Annotated in this window: 15 protein-coding genes; 8 read left to right on the plus strand and 7 right to left on the minus strand. The window is 66.5% G+C overall.

Annotated features, from left to right (window positions below; genetic code table 11):
- Window positions 1-40: 40 nt before the first annotated feature.
- The 4 genes from LPA45_RS08140 to LPA45_RS08155 are packed head-to-tail and all read left to right on the plus strand — an operon-like array spanning window position 41 to window position 4,769.
- Window positions 41-1,567 carry an efflux transporter outer membrane subunit gene (locus LPA45_RS08140; RefSeq protein ID WP_233528448.1) on the plus strand — a complete coding sequence of 509 codons (1,527 nt, stop codon included), beginning with the start codon at window positions 41-43 and terminating at the stop codon, window positions 1,565-1,567.
- Window positions 1,564-2,742, plus strand: a complete 1,179-nt coding sequence (locus tag LPA45_RS08145) for an efflux RND transporter periplasmic adaptor subunit (protein ID WP_317919995.1) — start codon at window positions 1,564-1,566, stop codon at window positions 2,740-2,742. Before LPA45_RS08140 ends, LPA45_RS08145 begins: the two co-directional genes overlap by 4 nt.
- A 27-nt stretch (window positions 2,743-2,769) precedes the next feature.
- Window positions 2,770-4,296, plus strand: a complete 1,527-nt coding sequence (locus LPA45_RS08150) for an MFS transporter (protein ID WP_317919996.1) — start codon at window positions 2,770-2,772, stop codon at window positions 4,294-4,296.
- Window positions 4,293-4,769, plus strand: a complete 477-nt coding sequence (locus tag LPA45_RS08155; protein WP_317919997.1) for a MarR family winged helix-turn-helix transcriptional regulator — start codon at window positions 4,293-4,295, stop codon at window positions 4,767-4,769. Before LPA45_RS08150 ends, LPA45_RS08155 begins: the two co-directional genes overlap by 4 nt.
- A gap of 150 nt (window positions 4,770-4,919) precedes the next feature.
- Here LPA45_RS08155 and LPA45_RS08160 read toward each other — a convergent pair whose 3' ends face one another.
- The gene (locus tag LPA45_RS08160) at window positions 4,920-5,465 is read right to left on the minus strand and encodes an Lrp/AsnC family transcriptional regulator (protein ID WP_317919998.1); all 546 of its coding nucleotides are present in this window, start codon (window positions 5,463-5,465) and stop codon (window positions 4,920-4,922) included.
- A 186-nt stretch (window positions 5,466-5,651) separates the two neighbouring features.
- Between LPA45_RS08160 and LPA45_RS08165 the strand changes: the two genes are divergently transcribed.
- Both LPA45_RS08165 and LPA45_RS08170 read left to right on the plus strand, forming a co-directional pair.
- The gene (locus tag LPA45_RS08165) at window positions 5,652-6,668 is read left to right on the plus strand and encodes a 1-aminocyclopropane-1-carboxylate deaminase (protein WP_116323517.1); all 1,017 of its coding nucleotides are present in this window, start codon (window positions 5,652-5,654) and stop codon (window positions 6,666-6,668) included.
- Between the two features lie 21 nt (window positions 6,669-6,689).
- Window positions 6,690-7,694, plus strand: coding sequence for a tripartite tricarboxylate transporter substrate binding protein (locus tag LPA45_RS08170; protein ID WP_022540418.1), 1,005 nt, complete (start codon window positions 6,690-6,692; stop codon window positions 7,692-7,694).
- A gap of 101 nt (window positions 7,695-7,795) precedes the next feature.
- On the opposite strand, the gene LPA45_RS08175 is transcribed toward LPA45_RS08170, so the two are convergent.
- The 4 genes from LPA45_RS08175 to LPA45_RS08190 all read right to left on the minus strand — a co-directional run bounded on the left by LPA45_RS08175 (window position 7,796) and on the right by LPA45_RS08190 (window position 11,707).
- Window positions 7,796-9,010 (minus strand): tyrosine-type recombinase/integrase, encoded by a 1,215-nt coding sequence (locus LPA45_RS08175; RefSeq protein WP_317919999.1) that lies wholly within the window; start codon window positions 9,008-9,010, stop codon window positions 7,796-7,798.
- Between the two features lie 130 nt (window positions 9,011-9,140).
- On the minus strand, window positions 9,141-10,310 hold the full coding sequence (locus LPA45_RS08180; protein WP_317920000.1) for a PHB depolymerase family esterase: 1,170 nt from the start codon (window positions 10,308-10,310) through the stop codon (window positions 9,141-9,143).
- 53 nt (window positions 10,311-10,363) lie between these two features.
- Complete coding sequence (locus LPA45_RS08185; RefSeq protein ID WP_317920001.1) at window positions 10,364-10,765, minus strand: CopG family transcriptional regulator; 402 nt, start codon at window positions 10,763-10,765, stop codon at window positions 10,364-10,366.
- 567 nt (window positions 10,766-11,332) lie between these two features.
- Window positions 11,333-11,707, minus strand: a complete 375-nt coding sequence (locus LPA45_RS08190; RefSeq protein ID WP_116323513.1) for a hypothetical protein — start codon at window positions 11,705-11,707, stop codon at window positions 11,333-11,335.
- Between the two features lie 167 nt (window positions 11,708-11,874).
- Here LPA45_RS08190 and LPA45_RS08195 point away from each other — a divergent pair, with 167 nt between their 5' ends.
- On the plus strand, window positions 11,875-12,372 hold the full coding sequence (locus tag LPA45_RS08195) for a hypothetical protein (RefSeq protein WP_317920002.1): 498 nt from the start codon (window positions 11,875-11,877) through the stop codon (window positions 12,370-12,372).
- A gap of 149 nt (window positions 12,373-12,521) precedes the next feature.
- On the opposite strand, the gene LPA45_RS08200 is transcribed toward LPA45_RS08195, so the two are convergent.
- The gene (locus LPA45_RS08200) at window positions 12,522-14,039 is read right to left on the minus strand and encodes an amidase (RefSeq protein WP_317920003.1); all 1,518 of its coding nucleotides are present in this window, start codon (window positions 14,037-14,039) and stop codon (window positions 12,522-12,524) included.
- 81 nt (window positions 14,040-14,120) lie between these two features.
- Complete coding sequence (locus LPA45_RS08205) at window positions 14,121-15,119, minus strand: tripartite tricarboxylate transporter substrate binding protein (RefSeq protein ID WP_116323510.1); 999 nt, start codon at window positions 15,117-15,119, stop codon at window positions 14,121-14,123.
- A 180-nt stretch (window positions 15,120-15,299) separates the two neighbouring features.
- On the opposite strand from LPA45_RS08205, the gene LPA45_RS08210 reads away from it, so the two are divergent.
- The gene (locus LPA45_RS08210) at window positions 15,300-16,220 is read left to right on the plus strand and encodes a LysR substrate-binding domain-containing protein (protein WP_116323509.1); all 921 of its coding nucleotides are present in this window, start codon (window positions 15,300-15,302) and stop codon (window positions 16,218-16,220) included.
- Window positions 16,221-16,339: the final 119 nt, after the last annotated feature.

The raw sequence follows: 16,339 nt of genomic DNA on the forward strand, positions 1-16,339 counted from the left end.
TAGGCATATTCAGCCTGGGCAATGGTTGCGGAGAAGGTCGATGACCTTGATGACTACCTCAAAGACTGACTCCCTAAAGGCGCGCACCGTCCCGGCCCGGTGGCGCCTCGCCGTACTGGGCGCCGCGGTGTTCCTGGCGAGCTGCGCCAGCATGACGGGGCTGGAGACGCAGGCCACGGTCGACGATGCCAACCACCTTGCCGCGGCCGCATCGATCGGCGCTACGCCGGTATCACCGGCGGCATGGCCGGAGCGAGCATGGTGGCAGGGCTTTGGCGACCCGCAGCTGAATGCGCTGGTCGAGGCGGCCCTGGCCGGACAGCCGACGCTGCGCATCGCCGCGGCGCGTGTGCGCCAGGCGGATGCGCTGGCGGGCGGTGCCGAAGCCGCGCTGTTTCCGCAAGCCAGCCTGAACGCGAGAAGCACGCGCCAGCGCTTCAGCGAGAACAGTGTCGCGCCGCGGCCGCTGGCAGGCAGCTGGAAATGGGCCAGCGACGTGCAGCTCGGCCTCGGCTATGAACTGGACTTCTGGGGCAAGAACCAGGCGACCTTCGATGCCGCGCTCGACCGCGCCCGCGCCGTGGAAGTCGATTACCACGCGGCGGAGCTGATGCTGACGACGTCCGTGGTGCGCACCTACCTGAAGCTCGACGCCGCCTATGCGCAGCGCGCGCTGACCGAACAAACCTATCGCCAGCGCCAGAACACGCTGGACCTGACGCGCCGGCGCGTCGACGCGCAACTCGACTCGCGGCTCGACATGAAGCAGGCCGAAGCGGCACTGCCGGCCACGCGCGAGCGCCTTGCCGCGATCAACGAGATCATTGCACTGACCCAGAATCAGCTCGCCGCGCTGGCGGGCAACGGCCCGGACGCCGGCGCCAACATACGCCGCCCGCAGCTTCGCGATGGCTACGCGGCGGCGGTGCCGGCATCGCTGCCAGCCGAGCTGATCGGCCGCCGGCCGGACGTGGTCGCGCAGCGCTGGCGCGTGGAAGCCGCCAGCCATGACATCAAGGCGGCCAGGGCGCAGTTCTATCCCAACATCAGCCTGACCGCCTTTGCCGGCCTGCAAAGCCTGAGCCTGTCAGACCTGCTGATGGCGGGCAGCCGCACCTTCGGCATCGGCCCGGCGATCTCGCTGCCCATCTTCGACGGTGGCCGGCTACGCGCCAACCTTGGCGCCAGGCAGGCGGAGTACGACGCTGCCGCGGAGCAATACAACGCCACGCTGGTCACGGCGCTGCACGACGTGGTCAACCAGCTGGTGTCGCTGCGCTGGCTGTCCGAGCGCGCCGGTGAACAGCAGCAGGCGCTGCAGCTGACGCAGGAAGCCTACGACATGGCCGTGTCGCGCTATCGCAGCGGCGTCGGCAACTACCTGCAGGTGCTGTCGGCCGAAGGCCAGGTGCTGCAGCAGAAGCAATTGCTGATCGATATCGAAACCCAGGAACGCACCCTGCACCTGGAACTGATCCGCGCCCTCGGGGGCGGATACGAAACGGCTGCCGCGACCGCCAATGACGCGGGCGCTGCCAGATCCCCCGCAACAAGGAACCCGTCATGACCCCCGCCAACCAACCCAACTCCGCCGGTGCCACACCCGCGGAACCGGCCGGGGTCCGCCCGGCACGGCGCCGGCGCATCGCAGCAGCAGCCTCGGTCGCCGTCGCTCTCGCCGCTGCATCCGTCTACTGGCTGCAATACGGTCGCCATTGGGTTTCGACGGAAGACGCGTATGTCGAAGGCAATGTGGTGCAGGTGACGCCGCAGGTAAGCGGTGTGGTCACCGCGATCCTTGCGGACAACACTGACCTCGTTGGATCCGGCAAGACGCTGGTCGAACTCAACGGCGTCGATGCACGGCTCGCCCTGGCCGCGGCACAGGCCCAGCTTGCCCGCACGGTGCGCCAGGTGCGCGGCCAGTTTGCCGCCGCCGGCCAGGACCGTGCCAACGTGGAACTGCGCTCGGTTGACCTGGCGCGCGCCCAGGAAGATATGGCGCGCCGCTCGGCGCTGGCCGCCAGCGGCGCGATCTCGGGCGAGGAACTCGTCCATTCGACACAGGCGGTGCGCACCGCCAAGGCGTCGCTGGCCGTGGCCACCCAGCAGCTCAAGCGCAACCAGGCACTGGTCGAACGCACCTCGGTGGACTCCCACCCTGATGTGCAGGCGGCCGCAGTGCAAGTGCGCAATGCCAGCATCGCGCTGTCGCGCACGCGCATTCCCGCGCCGGTCGGCGGCGTGGTGACCAAGCGCTCGGTGCAGGTGGGCCAGCGCGTCAGTGCCGGCGTGCCAATGATGTCGGTGGTGCCGCTGGACCACCTGTGGGTCACGGCCAACCTGAAGGAGTCGCAACTCCGCGATATCCGCCTGGGCCAGCCGGTGACGCTGACCACCGACCTGTACGGCGACGGGGTGGTGTACCACGGCCGTGTCATCGGGCAGGACGCCGGCACCGGCAGTGCCTTTGCGCTGCTGCCAGCGCAGAACGCCACCGGCAACTGGATCAAGGTGGTGCAGCGCGTGCCGGTGCGCATCGCCCTGACGCCTGCGGAAGTGATGGCCCATCCGCTGCAGATCGGACTGTCGATGAAGGTCTCGGTCGATACGCGCTCGCGCGACGGCAAGCGGCTGGTCGCCGTCGATGCGTCGGGCCAGAACTACCGTACCACCGTGTTTGCCGACGAACTGGCGCGCGCCGACGAACTGGTGCGCCGCATTGTCGAAGAGAACCTGTAGGCACCGCCACACAACGGAGACGCCGGCATGAAACCCGCCGCTAAACCCAAAGCCTTGCTGATGCTGACGATCGGCGCGCTGACCTCGATCGACTTCCTGCAGAACGGCATGGTGGCCTTTGCCACCGCCCCGATCATGGGAGAAATCGGCGCCAGCCCCGAGGAGTACAGCACCATCGCCGCGGCCTACGCCAGCGTGGCCGTGGTCGTGATCGCGCTGCAGCGCTGGATGGTGGAGCGCATGGGCTGGCGCCGCTATGTCCAGGGCGCGCTTGGCGCGGCTGCCATCGGTGCGATCCTGTGTGCCACGGCCGAGAGCTATCCCGGCTTCCTGGCCGGCCGCATGGTGATGGCGCTCGGATGCGCGGGCATGCTGACCTCGTCGCGGCTGGCGATCAACCTGATTCCGCCGAGCCCGGCGAGGTTTCTTGGCATCAAGGCGCTGGCCACGGGCATTTGCTGCGGCACGGCGATCGCGCCCTGGCTGGCCGCCGTCATTGTCACCGCGGACCGGTGGCCCCTGATTTTCTGGCTGGTGGCTGCCGCCGCCCTGGCGTTGCTCCCGGCCACCGGTGTTCTGCCCACGGCAGTGGTGGCGCCTGCGCAACGCTCGGACGCGCATCCGGTGCGGCTTGTCGCGCTGTCGGTGGGCAGCTTCCTGGTGCTGTTCGTGCTGCAGCGTTCCTACTATGACTTCTACGCCGACCGGCTGTGGCTGGTGATCGGCGCGGTCGCGGGCGCCGGCGCGCTGCTCGCCTTCGTCTGGACGGAATCCAGGAGCGCGCGGCCGCTGCTCAGGCTGCGCAGCCTGGTCGAGCCGCGCTATCTGAGCGGCCTGGCGCTCTTTACCTTCTGCTACGTCACGCTCGGTTCGAACGGCTACCTGCTGCCGATCGTGCTGCAGCGCTCGCTGGGCCATTCATGGGCCACCGCCGGACAGTTCTATGCGCTCGGGCTTGCCGCCGGCGTCGCGACCTGGCTGACAATCTCGCGCCTGCTGCCGCGCTGGCCCAGCCCGCGCAAGTACTTTGTCGCGGGCTTCCTCGCCCTGGCGGCCTCCGCGTGGTTGCTGAGCCGGACCACGCCCGCGCCCGACCTGTGGGGACATATCCTGCCCGCGCTCGCGCTCTATGGGGTGTTCATCATGACGCTGATGCCGGTCACGGCCATGCAGACCTTCAACGGCGTGATGCACGACGAGTCGGTGTTCTCGCATGCGCAGCAGACCAAGAACATGCTGGGGCAGTTGGGCCAGGCGCTGGGCGTGACCATTGCCACGGTCGGGCAGCAGTGGCTGACGACGCTGCACTACAGCACGCTGCATGGCGCCATCAATCCTGCCAGCCCGCAATTCCAGGAGACCCACGCGCGCTTCACGGCCGCGTTCTCTAACTCGATGGATCCGGTCCGCGCCGCGGAGTCCGCCACGGCGCAGATCGCGCAAGTGCTGGCGCAGCAGTCCGCGCTGCTGGCCAATATCGACTATTTCCGCGCGCTGGCGGTGGTGGGGGTGCTGGCGATCGGCGTCAGCATGTTCCAGAAGGTGCTGCGATGAGCGCCGGGCTGGTTACGGCATTGGCGACGGAGGGGGCCGCGCTGTCCGCTGTGCTGGTTGCGGCCAGCCGCCTGCGGCGCGCGACCCAGCAAGGCGCCACGCAGGCCTTGCGCGCGGCGGACCTGACCGTGCCGCAGTGGCTGATCCTGTGCCACCTGCGCGGTGCCGGCGGCAGCACCCTCACCGAGACCGCCGCAGCTATCGACCATGATGCCGGCGCGCTGTCGCGCGCGGTGCACTTGCTGCGCGAGCGCGGCCTGGTCGTGGCGCTGAAGGTGCCAGGAGACCGGCGCAGCGTCAGCTTGCGCATCAGCCGCTCGGGGGAGGCGCTGTGCGATCGGATCGATGCGCACCTGAAAAGGCAGGTGGCCGATGCACCCGATGGCGAGATGGGGCCGCAGGAACTGCACCGGTTGCTGGACCTGATGGAAAAGGCCGTGACGGCACTGTTGGGGCGCACGGAGCAGGGCTGACCTTTTTGCCTGCAGGAGCCATACAGCACCGAAGACAAAGCCAATTGCCGAACCCGTGCTTTTCGTGACCCGTGCTTTTCGTGCCAGCGCCAGCGCGTGGCGGTCCCGCGGGCCCTTGCCGTGCCGGCACTTCCCTCTGCGGCAAGTCCATCAGATTGGAAACTGCGTCGTCGATAGCACCTGCTTGAGCACCATGAACGACCGGATCTGCCTGACGCCCGGCAGGTAGAGCAGTTGTTCCGCGTGGAGGCGGTTGAAGCTCTCGCTATCTCTGGTGCGCACCAGCATGAAGTAATCGAATTCGCCGGTCACGACATGGCACTCCATGCAGCCGGACACCTTTTGCGCGGCAGACTCGAACAGCGCGAAGGATTCTGGCGTGGAGCGATCCAGCACCACGCCGATCATCACAAGCATTCCCGCATCCAGTGCAGCAGGGTTGAGCAGCGCCACGATGCCGCGGATCAGCCCCAACTCCTTGAGTCGTTCCACGCGCCGCAGACAGGCGGGCGGGCTCAGGTTGACCTTTGCGGCCAGGGCCACGTTGGAGATCGATGCGTCCTGCTGCAGGGCTCGCAGGATCGCCTTGTCGGCGCGATCGAGCGAGTCCACGTGGGGTGTGGATGGCAGCGTTTGCGACGCGGCCTGAACTGGTGCATCGCGGGCGGATTTGGTGCGAAATTTTGTTTCTTTCATTTGGTCTGGAAAAGAATTTACAACAGCTTTCGCGTGATATCACTTATTAATAGTGTTCAAAATCACGCTTCTTTGCAAGCACGTTTCGTGGCTTTTTTCCTAGGATAGAGTCCGTCGCCGCATCGTTTGGCCTTGCTGAGAGGCACACCGATGACGGGATAACACCCTAACCCTGGAGTTGCCACCATGAATCTCAAGCGCTTTGCCCGTTACCCGCTGACGTTCGGCCCCACGCCCATCCAGCCGCTCAAGCGCCTCTCTGCCCATCTTGGCGGCAAGGTCGAGCTGTACGCCAAGCGTGAGGACTGCAACAGTGGCCTGGCCTTCGGGGGCAACAAGACCCGCAAGCTCGAATACCTGATCCCGGACGCGCTCGCGCAAGGCTGCGACACGCTGGTCTCGATCGGCGGCATCCAGTCGAACCAGACGCGCCAGGTGGCCGCCGTGGCCGCGCACCTGGGACTCAAGTGCGTGCTCGTCCAGGAAAACTGGGTCAATTACTCCGATGCGGTATATGACCGGGTCGGCAACATCCAGATGTCCCGGATGATGGGCGCCGACGTGCGCCTGGTGGCCGACGGCTTCGACATCGGCATCCGCAAGAGCTGGGAAGAGGCCATGGAGAGCGTGCGCAAGGAGGGTGGCAAGCCGTATCCGATCCCGGCCGGCTGCTCGGAGCATCCGCTGGGCGGCCTGGGCTTCGTCGGCTTTGCCGAGGAAGTGCGCGCGCAGGAGGCCGAACTGGGTTTCAAGTTCGACTACGTCGTTGTGTGTTCAGTCACCGGCAGCACGCAGGCGGGCATGGTGGTGGGGTTTGCCGCCGACGGCCGGGCTGATCGCGTGATCGGCATCGATGCCTCCGCCAAGCCCGCCCAGACCCGCGCGCAGATCCTGCGCATCGCCAGGCACACGGCGGGGCTGGTGGAACTGGAGCGCGACATCGTCGACGCCGACGTAGTACTCGACGAGCGCTATGGCGGCCCCGAATATGGCCTGCCGTCCGAAGGCACGCTCGAGGCCATCCGCCTGAGCGCCAGGTACGAAGGCATGATGACCGACCCGGTCTACGAGGGGAAATCGATGCAGGGCATGATCGACATGGTCCGACGCGGCGAATTCCCCGAAGGCTCGCGCGTGCTGTATGCCCATCTCGGCGGCGCACCGGCGCTGAACGCCTACAGCTTCCTGTTCCGCAACGGCTGACCGACGCACGGAGGTGCTGCGATGAATCCCACTCTACATTCGTCCCTGCGCAGAGCCTTCGTGGCGGCCCGGGCGCTGGCGCTGCCAGCGCTGGCGGTTGCCGCCGTCGGGGCCCACGCGGCATCGGCGTATCCGGTCCGGCCCGTCACGCTCGTGGTGCCGTTCCCGGCCGGCGGGGCGGTCGACATGATCGGCCGCCTCGTCGGCAAGAGCCTCGGCGATGCGCTGGGCCAGCCGGTGGTGATCGAGAACCGCGCCGGTGCCGGCACCATCGTAGGTGCCGGCTACGTGGCCAAGGCCGCGGCCGATGGCTACACGCTGCTTATCAGTTCGGGCTCGACATTCACCGTCAATCCGGCCATCAACGCGAGCCTGCCGTATGACCCCGTGAAGAGCTTCGAGCCTGTCGGGCTGGTGGCGCGCGTACCGCTGATTGTGCTGGCGAACAAGGCGGTGCCGGTGGATACGCTGCCGCAGATGGTTGCAGCGGTCAACGCCGCGCCGGGCAAGTATGTCTATGGGTCTTTCGGTACCGGCACCACCGGGCATTTCGCAGGCGAGATGCTGCTGGGTGCCACGGGCATGAAGCTGCAGCATATCCCGTACAAGGGCAGTGCGCCGGCCGTGGCCGACCTGATCGGCGGGCAGATTCCATTCTCGGTCGATACGGTCGCCGCGTCGTTGCCCCATATCCGCAGCGGCAAGATCAAGCCGATCGCGGTCACGGGCGCGCGCCGCGCCACGCTGCTGCCTGACGTGCCCACCGTGGCGGAAGCTGGCTATCCCGGTTTCGACGCCGACTCGTGGGTAGCCATCGCGGCGCCGCGCGGCTTGCCGGCCGACGTCAAGGCCCGGCTGGAAAAAGCGGTAGCGCAGGCGATGAAAGACCACGAGGTCCAGCAAAAGCTGCTGGCTAACGGGCTGGAGCCGAACTACGCGGGCCCGGGGCAGGTCAGCGCGATGATCAGCAAGGAACTGCCGCTGATGCGCGCCACCGCACAGCGTGCGAGCATCACGGCGAATTAATGGCTTCCATCGTCTTGCCTGGAGACGGCGGCTTGGAAGAACAAAGGAAACTGGTAGCGCGTCCGGCCACCGAACTGCGGTGCATGAGCCTGCTGGCGTGCCTACGACTTGCTGGTCCAGCCAATCCGGTGCCGCTCCTGCGTGGCCTCATGGCGTGCATCCTCCTCGCTGTGCAGGTAACCGCTCGTCGTCGACAGCGAGCTGTGCCCGAAGTTGTCGCGCACAAAGCGCAGGTCGATCTGTCGGTCGGTCATGTGCGAGCCAGCGGTGTGGCGCAGCCAGTGCGCCGAGGCGCTGGCCAGCACCGCGGCTTGCGCCTCCCATTCCGGCCCGCGCTCCCGCAGGCGCGCCGCGGCCATGCCGAACACCTCTTTCAGGATCAGGTGCAGCGCGCCGCGTGACAGCGGTTTCTCGCTGCCCGTTCTTCCGATCACCGGCAGCACCAACGGACGCGTCTCCCCGAACTGCGGGGCAGGCGGCAACGCGTGGGCGCGGCGGTATCGCGCCAGTTCGGCAACCAGCTCGTCGGTTGCAGGCACCAGCCGGGTCTTGTTGCCTTTGCCGGTCACCTCCAGCCACCAGCGCTCGATACCCTGGGCATCGCGCCGGCAGAAGAACGCGCCCATGGTGGTGGCCGTCAGTTCGGCGGCACGCAAGCCGCCCAGATACAGCACGGTCAGCACCCAGCGGCAGCGCGCGGCGTGCAGGCGTTCCCGCGCCGTCTCGGTCGGCATTGCCGCGACGGTCTCCTTGACCGTCTCCCACAGGTCGTGGCTCAGATAGCGGGTGATGCGCGCCTGGGCAGGGGCGCGCCGGCGGCGGGCGAGGGCGAGCGGGTTGCCGGCCAGGTAGCCCGCCTCGGTCAGCCAGGCGAACAGGGCGTTCAGGATCACCATCGCCTGGCGCACGCTGCCGGGCGACAGCGGTCCGGCAAACGGGCGCCAGTCCGGATGGCCGCGCGCGAGCTTCTTGCTGCCGGCCAGCACCCAGCGCTCGGCCGGTTGCGGATCGGCGAGGAAGCGCTCGTAAGCGAGCAGGTCTTCGTGGGTCAGCGAGGACAGGGGTTTGGCCAACTGCAGCACCGCCCACAGGATCAGCCGCTCCACCTCGCGGCGATAGGTGGCCAGCGTCGCGGCGCTGTCGGCGTAGCGCGCGAGCCAGGCGGTCACGGCGGCCAGGTCGTCGCCCGCGGCGATGCGGGCGACGGTGGCCGGCGCGCGGTTGGTGCCGGCGGCGCCGGACAGTGCCGGTGGCAGGCGCAAGCGCTCGAGTGGGGCAGGACGGCTCTCGGGTGGGGAAAGGGGGAGCAGTTCCATGGTGCAAGGCAATGCATTCGCGATTGGAGCGAAGATTATAGACATAAGCAAACTTATGTCTAAGGATTTCCGAGAGATGTTTAATCTATTACGTATTACGTAGTATTATTTTCTATTCCTTTTTCGGTGCTCAGCCCGGCAGCGGATGCGCGAGGAAGAAACGCAGCATTTCCGCACTCGCATCCGGCCCCTTCGGATCGGTATAGCTGCCCTGGCGGCTTCCGCCCGCCCAGGCGTGCCCGGCGCCGTGGACGATCCAGTACTCGGCATCGACGCCGGCGGGCGTGGTGATCCTGTGCCGCGTGTAGTCATGCCCACCGGCAACGTTCCTGCGTTCCGTCTGCTGGCGCGGGCGGTCCTGCTCAAACGGCGCGACAAGACGGTCGCCGTTCGACGGATGCACCGTGTGGTCCGCATCGCCGTGGAACACAATCATGGGCCGCCCGGTCGAGGCGGGCGGCACCGCGCCTGACCTGGACCGGCCAATCCCTTTGCCGCCCTTCATCGCGCCCAGCGCCGACGGCAGATCGTGCGCTGACCCCGCCGGCAGGCCGGAATGCACGCCGGCCGCCGCGAACAGTTCCGGATAGCGCTGGATCAGCACCGCCGCCATCGCGCCGCCGGCGGACAGGCCAGCAATGTAGACGCGCCTCGCGTCGATGCTGTGGCTGGCGATCACCTCTCGCGCCATGCCGGCAATGATCGACGGTTCTCCCTTGCCGGCTTGCTGGTCACCGGGCCGGAACCAGTTCCAGCATTTGGACGGATTGTTCTCGGTGGCCTGGATCGGGTACAGCACCATGAAGCCAAGCTTGTCGGCGAGGGCATTCATCTGCGTGCCGGCCGCGAAATCATCGGCATCCTGCGTGCATCCATGCAGCATCACGACCAACGGCATCGGCTCGGCCCGCCGGCCGGCGGGCACGTAAAGCTTGTACGCGCGGGATCCCGCCTGGTTCACGAACGTGCGTTGGCTGAAATGGCCGACATCGTGCGGGGCCGCGTGTTTGCTGTCGGGGCGCAGCGCGTGGGTGGCGCGCGAAGATGCCGGGGGCGCTGCGTTGGCGGTGTTGCTGGCAACATCGGCCGGGCGGGCCGGCGCGCGGTCATCGGTGAGCAGGCGTTCGACCACCTGTGCGGGCATTGGCGCGGCGCGGGAGGCTGGAGCGACTACGGCGCCCATCGACGCTTGCTCGCGCAGTGCGCGCTGGATAGCCTCAGTGGCTTCCATCGGGCCCGCGGTCTGCAGCAAGTGCATGGCTTCTCGCATCGAAGCGAGGAAGGCGTCATTCATTTTCATACTTGTTTCCAGGAAAACCTGGCGAACCAGGGCGCGGCGACATTGCCGCGGTACTACCGTATGCGCCCGGCAAGCGCGGCCTTGACTGCCGCGGGGGCGTGAAAGGCGCCCAGCACCACGATCGATTCAATGGTTGCCAGCGCCAGTTCCGGGCTGACATCCGAGGCGATGCTTGCCAGGCCGAGGACATGGATGTCCAGCTTCTCGTTGGCCGCGCGCGCTGCCTCCAGGTCCCGGCGGGTGAAATGCTGGAGCCCGAGGACCAGCGCCCGGCGCGTCACCGTTTCCTGTATGGCCAGCGCGTGCGTGGCCAACTGGTTGCGGATGGCGGTCCGGATCAGGTCAGTGCGATTCGAGTAAAAACCTTCCTCGACCAGCAGATCGATCTGCCCAAGGTCCACCGGGCCGAGGTTGATCGTGATTTTTTCCGTGTCGCCGGTTTTTGGTTTGTTCATCTGTTTGCGTGCGTTGCCATCTGGCTGGCTAAAAGTGACTTTTAATTATCACTACATCCGGATACCATCTGTAAACCATCCAATTACCATCCATATGGATGGTCAATGTATATACGTCTGGAGATGCCGGGTCAAGGGGAAACCGCTTTTTTCCCAAGATTCACGGGCAGGAGTCGTCTAAGCGAGGGGGGCGCAAAAGGCGGAGGTGAGAATCAACCCGGTGCGTCGGGGGCCGGGAAAGAACTGGTCGCCAAGTCGGCTGATGTCGCCAGGCGTGTCACAGGACGCGTCAAGTCCGAGTGGGAAAACGGCGCGAGCGTGCCGAATCGCTTGTCCATGCCAATCCGGTGCGCGCGCTTGGCGTCGCCTTGGGCATCGGCGTTGTTGCCTGGCGGGAAATTACTCGGATCGCATCGGCGAGGCGGCTCTCTGCAAACGCTCGCCGCTCAGTGAAGCGCGGGGCGTGGAATGCAGCGCCCTCGAGTTTGCGGGTCTTGCCAGTAGGTCGCGTATGCCCTCGCCACAGAGAGAGCGGCCGGCCCGGTAAGCGGCCCGGCCGGCTCGCGACTATCGGCTCGCAGTTGGCAATGGAGCTGGCGCCGCCGCTGCCTGCGGTTGCGCCTCAGAGCATCGACGCTGGTAGCTGAGGGTCTGCAACTGACGCGCCCGTTGGTCGGCGCTTTCCATGGCACTATTCTTCTCGATCATGTTCCCAATGCCGAAGTCGCCCAGGAACGACAGGATTGAACGGCCGCTGAACTCGCTCTCCTTCTCAACGGCCTGGGTAAAGCCATTTACCTTTGCCTGCTCGAGCTGAATTTCACGACAGGACATCGTCTGCCGCTCGAAGTCTGTCACGGTCCCGACCCGCCCATAGTTCTTTGTCGCGCAGCCCTGCGCTGCCAGCAGGCAAAGACCAATCACCAGAATTGACCGATTCATGAGGAACTTCCTCCGCTGTTGTCCTGACAGAGTAGTCCCCTGAGGGGTTTGCCCCATATCGTGCAGAAGGATGTTTCAGGCGTGAACATGTGTGAAGCCCCACCAATTCAGGCGGCGCATGGTCCCTGAGGCATAGAATATTGTCCCCGCGATTAGTACAACGAACTATGCATCACACCGACGAATCACTTTCGGAGCAAGAATCGGCCGCCATCCACGAACCCCGACTTTGGCGAGACAAGGGCTGGACTGCCCGGGTGATCAAGAACGAGGATGGCGACGGCTGGGCGGTCGAAATGATCCGGGATGGCAGCGCAGAACCGGCGCTTGTCGGTCCCTGGACCATGGGGCGCAACAAGGTCGATCCGAAGCCGCTCGATGCCACGGCTCACCAGACGCTGGTCAAGACCGCCGCAGAAGTCATCCGGCGGCATGAGCAGCAACTGCACGCTCAACTCAACAAGCAGACCAGCTTCGAGACCGAATCCGGAACCGTGACGGTCAAGCTTGTCGTTACGCCAGATGAGTTCGAGCCTTTCGGAACGCTTACGGCAGTGGATCCCTTCGGGGATGTGATTGCGGCCGTCAAGGTACCACCGGATTTTCGCCTGACGCGCGATAGCGCCGCACGCTGGGCGGCGGATGGCTTTTGCAAGATCCGCTAACGTCGCACACGGTGGAGACAGCAGGCGGTTCGCACCCCGTTACTGCGACTTGCGTCGCAGCGCCTGGCACCCGGATGCCTGCGCCAACCGAACCAAAACCGAGCCAACATAGGCATTCCGGCGCGCTTCCACGGAATCCAGGTTCCGGATTACACCGCGGAGACGCCGCCGCTTTGATGCGCAGCGCCGGCTGACGGCGGCGCGGTGACGATCGAGCGCAGCGCCGGGTCGGCGGGCCTGAGCGCTGCCAGGTCGGGCACCGGGCGGCGCAATGCCGGCGACGCGGCGAACGCCGTTTCCATGGCCCGCGCGGCGGCCAGCGTTTGCAGGTCGCCGCGGAAGCGGCCGGTGACCTGCAGGCCGAACGGCATGCCGGCTTCGTCGGTGCCGCAGGGGAGCGCGATGGCCGGGTGCGTGGTCAGCGTCACGACATAGGTCAGCGCCAGCCAGCGGTAGTAGTTCTCCTGCTTCTCGCCATTGATGGTGTCGGCGTACAGCCTGGTCCATGCGAACGGCGACACCGGGGTGGTCGGCGACAGGATCAGGTCGTATTCCTGGTAGGCCCGCTGGAAGCGCTGCAGGATGCGGTTCTGCTCGGCCTGCGCCCATGCGCTGTCGGCCAGCGACATCTTCGCGCCCATTTCATAGTTGGCGCGGGTGTTGGGCCCGAGCGCTGCGGGGTCGCGCTGGTAGGCGTCGTGCAGGCCGGCGACAAAGCTTTCGGCACGCAGCACGTCGAAGCAACGATGCACATCGCCAAGGTCGAAGCTGACTTCGTCGCAACGCCCGAACAGGTGGCGCATCGCCGCGATCTTCGCGCGAAACACGCGGCGGATGCCGTCATCGACCGCACAGCTGCCGAAGTCTTCGGTCCAGCCCACGCGCAACGTCGACAGGTCGACCGGCGCCGGCGACAGGTAGGCATTCGCGTCCACCGCGTAGCTCAGCGGATCAGTGACCGACACACCGGCCGAGGCCGCCAGCTGCAGGCAGGTGTCGTCGACGGTGCGGCCCATCGGTCCCACCACCGAGATCGGCGTCCAGCCCAGCAGCTTGCGCGAGTTGGGCACGATGCCGGGCGACGGGCGGAACCCGACCACGCCGCACTTGGCCGCGGGAATGCGCAGCGAGCCGCCGGTGTCGGAGCCGGTGCAGACCGGCAGCAGGTCCGCGGCCAGCGCAGCGGCCGACCCGCCCGAAGATCCGCCTGCATTGAGGTTCGGATTGAACGGATTGCCGGTCGCGCCCCAGACCGCGTTGCGCGAATTCGCGCCGGCGCCCATCTCCGGGATGTTGGTTTTGCCGACCACGATGGCGCCCGCCGCGCGCAGGCGCGCCACCAGCACGTTGTCCTCGGCCGGCACATGGTTGCGGAACAGCGGCGAGCCATAGGTGGTCAGCAGCCCCTGCGTCGCTTCCAGGTCCTTGACCCCCAGAGGCAGCCCGTGCAGCAGGCCCAGCGGTTCATTGCGCAGTACCGCCTGCTCGGCGGCGCGCGCTTCCTGGCGGGCGCGCGCGAAGCAGGTGGCCGTGATGGCATTGATCAGCGGGTTGTAGGCCTCGATGCGCGCGATGCACGCTTCGAGCAGTTCTACCGGCGAGATTTCCCGGGTGCCGATCAGGCGGCGCAATTCGACCGCGGTCAGGGAGGTCAGCGATGTTTGCATCGGTTGCTTAGGGTGGAATGTCAGTCTGTGGCGCGGTACCTCTCTACCGGCATCAGCCGGCACCGGCCCGTGCCAGGAAGGTCAGTCGAGCTTGATGCTGGCGCGTTGCGCGATCGCGCGCATCTGCGGGATTTCCTTGTCGATCATGGCGGCGACCTGCTTGCCGGGTGCGAACGAAGGCTCGATGCCGCTGTCCGCCAGTTGGCTGCGCGTGGCCGGATCGGCGATGGTGTCGGCCAGCGCCTTCTCCAGCTTCGCCCGGACCTCGGGGGGCAGGCCGTGCGGCCCGACCAGCGCGATCCAGGTGCTGGCATCCATGCCGGGATAACCGCTTTCCGCCACCGTCGGCACATTGGGCAGCAGGGTCGAGCGCTTTGCCGTGGTGACCGCGATGGCCTTGATCTTGCCGGACTTCAGCTGGGGGATCGCCGCCGCGACGGTATCCACGCTGAACGGGATCTGGCCACCGATCAGGTCGGTCATGGCCGGCGCGCTGCCCTTGTATGGCACGTGCAGCAGCTTCGTGCCGGTGAGATTCAGCAGTTCCTCGCCGGCGAAGTGCGCAGTGGTGCCGGCGCCGAACGAGCCGTAGGAATACTTGCCCGGCTGTGCCTTGACCGCGCTGACGAACTCCCTGAGGTTGTTGACCGGCACGTCGCGGTTGGCCAGCAGTACCAGCCCGGTCGAGCCGATCAGGCCGATCGGCTCGAAGTTCTTCTGCGGGTCATACGGCAGCCTGGCGTAGACCGCGGGATTGACAGTGAAGGTGGTGCCCGAGGTGGCCATCAGCGTATAGCCGTCCGGTGCCGACTTGGCCACATAGCTCGCCGCGACCACGGTGCCGGCGCCGGGCCGGTTCTCGACCACCACGGTCTGGCCGAGCCGTTCGCCGAGCTTGCGCGCGATCGTGCGGCCGACGAGGTCGGTGGCGCCACCCGGCGGGAACGGCAAGACGAGCTGGATCGGCTTCGACGGATAACCGCCGCCCTGCGCCGCGGCCGGGTGGGGCGCCAGCACGGCGGCGGCGGCCAGGCTGCAGGCGGAGAGGAACAACGGGGGGCGGTGAGCGGTGGATCGCATGGAGAAGCTCCGGCAGTTAGGACTCGACGCAGCGCGGTGGGGGGCGGTGACCGCGTTGAGTCCATCGTACGACCGATCCGGAATGGAATCGTGGCAATGTTTCGAAGGCTTGATTGCCAAAACGGCAATCCATAGAATGGACTTCGTCGATGCAGTGATCTCATCCCAAAAAAGCCGCCCATGTCGTACCGCATCCTGCAGGAAACCGCCGTCCGCTACTTCCTGGAGGTCGTGCGCACCGGCTCGGTCAAGGACGCCGCGATCAAGCTCAACGTGGCGCCGTCGGCGGTAAGCCGGCAGATCGCCAAGCTGGAGTGCGAACTCGATACGCTGCTGTTCGACAGGCGCGCCCGCGGCCTTGTCCCCAACGCGGCGGGAGAGCTGCTCGCCGCACACGCCAAGCGTGCCCAGCAGGAGATCGATCGCGTCACCGGTGATATCCAGGCGCTGCGCGGCCTGCGCGTCGGGCAGGTGCGCCTGGCAAGCGTGGAGGGTATTGCGCACGATTTCATCCCGGAGCTGGCCGCCAGCTTCCGCGAAAAGTACGGTGGGATCCGCTTCGATCTCGACGTCTGCCCGCAAGGCGACATCGCGCGCCGCATCCGCGATGGCGAGGCGGATATCGGCATCACGCTGAGTGGCCTGCCCGAGCTCGATATCGAAGTGGAACTGCGCCATCCGGCGCCGGTGCTCGCCATCATGGCGCCGGACCATCCGCTTGCCGGCCAGCGCCAGGTGTCGCTGTCCCAGGTCATCGGCTACCCGCTGGCGCTGCCGCCAAAGGAAAGCTCGCTGCGGCAGCTGCTGGACACCAGCTGCAGCCGGCAAGGGCTGAGCTACCAGACCGTCTTTTCCAGCAACAACCTGGATTCGCTGGTCGGCTTCACCGTGGCAGGCGGCGGCGTGGTCGCTTTCTATGGCGAGCTGTCGGTGCGGCGACGCCTGGTGGAAGGCAGCATTGCCGCAGTACCGTTGCGCGACCGAGAAATGAACGAGCGCTATATCGAGATCCAGACACTTGCCCGCCGCAACCTGCCGCCGGCGGGGCGCGCCTTTGTGCAGCACCTGGCCGAGGCGATCACCCACATCGCCAAAGCGTGATTGCCGATCCGGCAATCACGGATTCCAATAATTGCTTGCGACCGATATTACGCGGGGCCCCGCCACCGATGCAGAATCAGGTTTCGGATACTCGGATCTCAGGCACCGCATCAGACATC

This window comes from Cupriavidus sp. Agwp_2 (assembly GCF_040784895.1).
Classification (GTDB): domain Bacteria; phylum Pseudomonadota; class Gammaproteobacteria; order Burkholderiales; family Burkholderiaceae; genus Cupriavidus.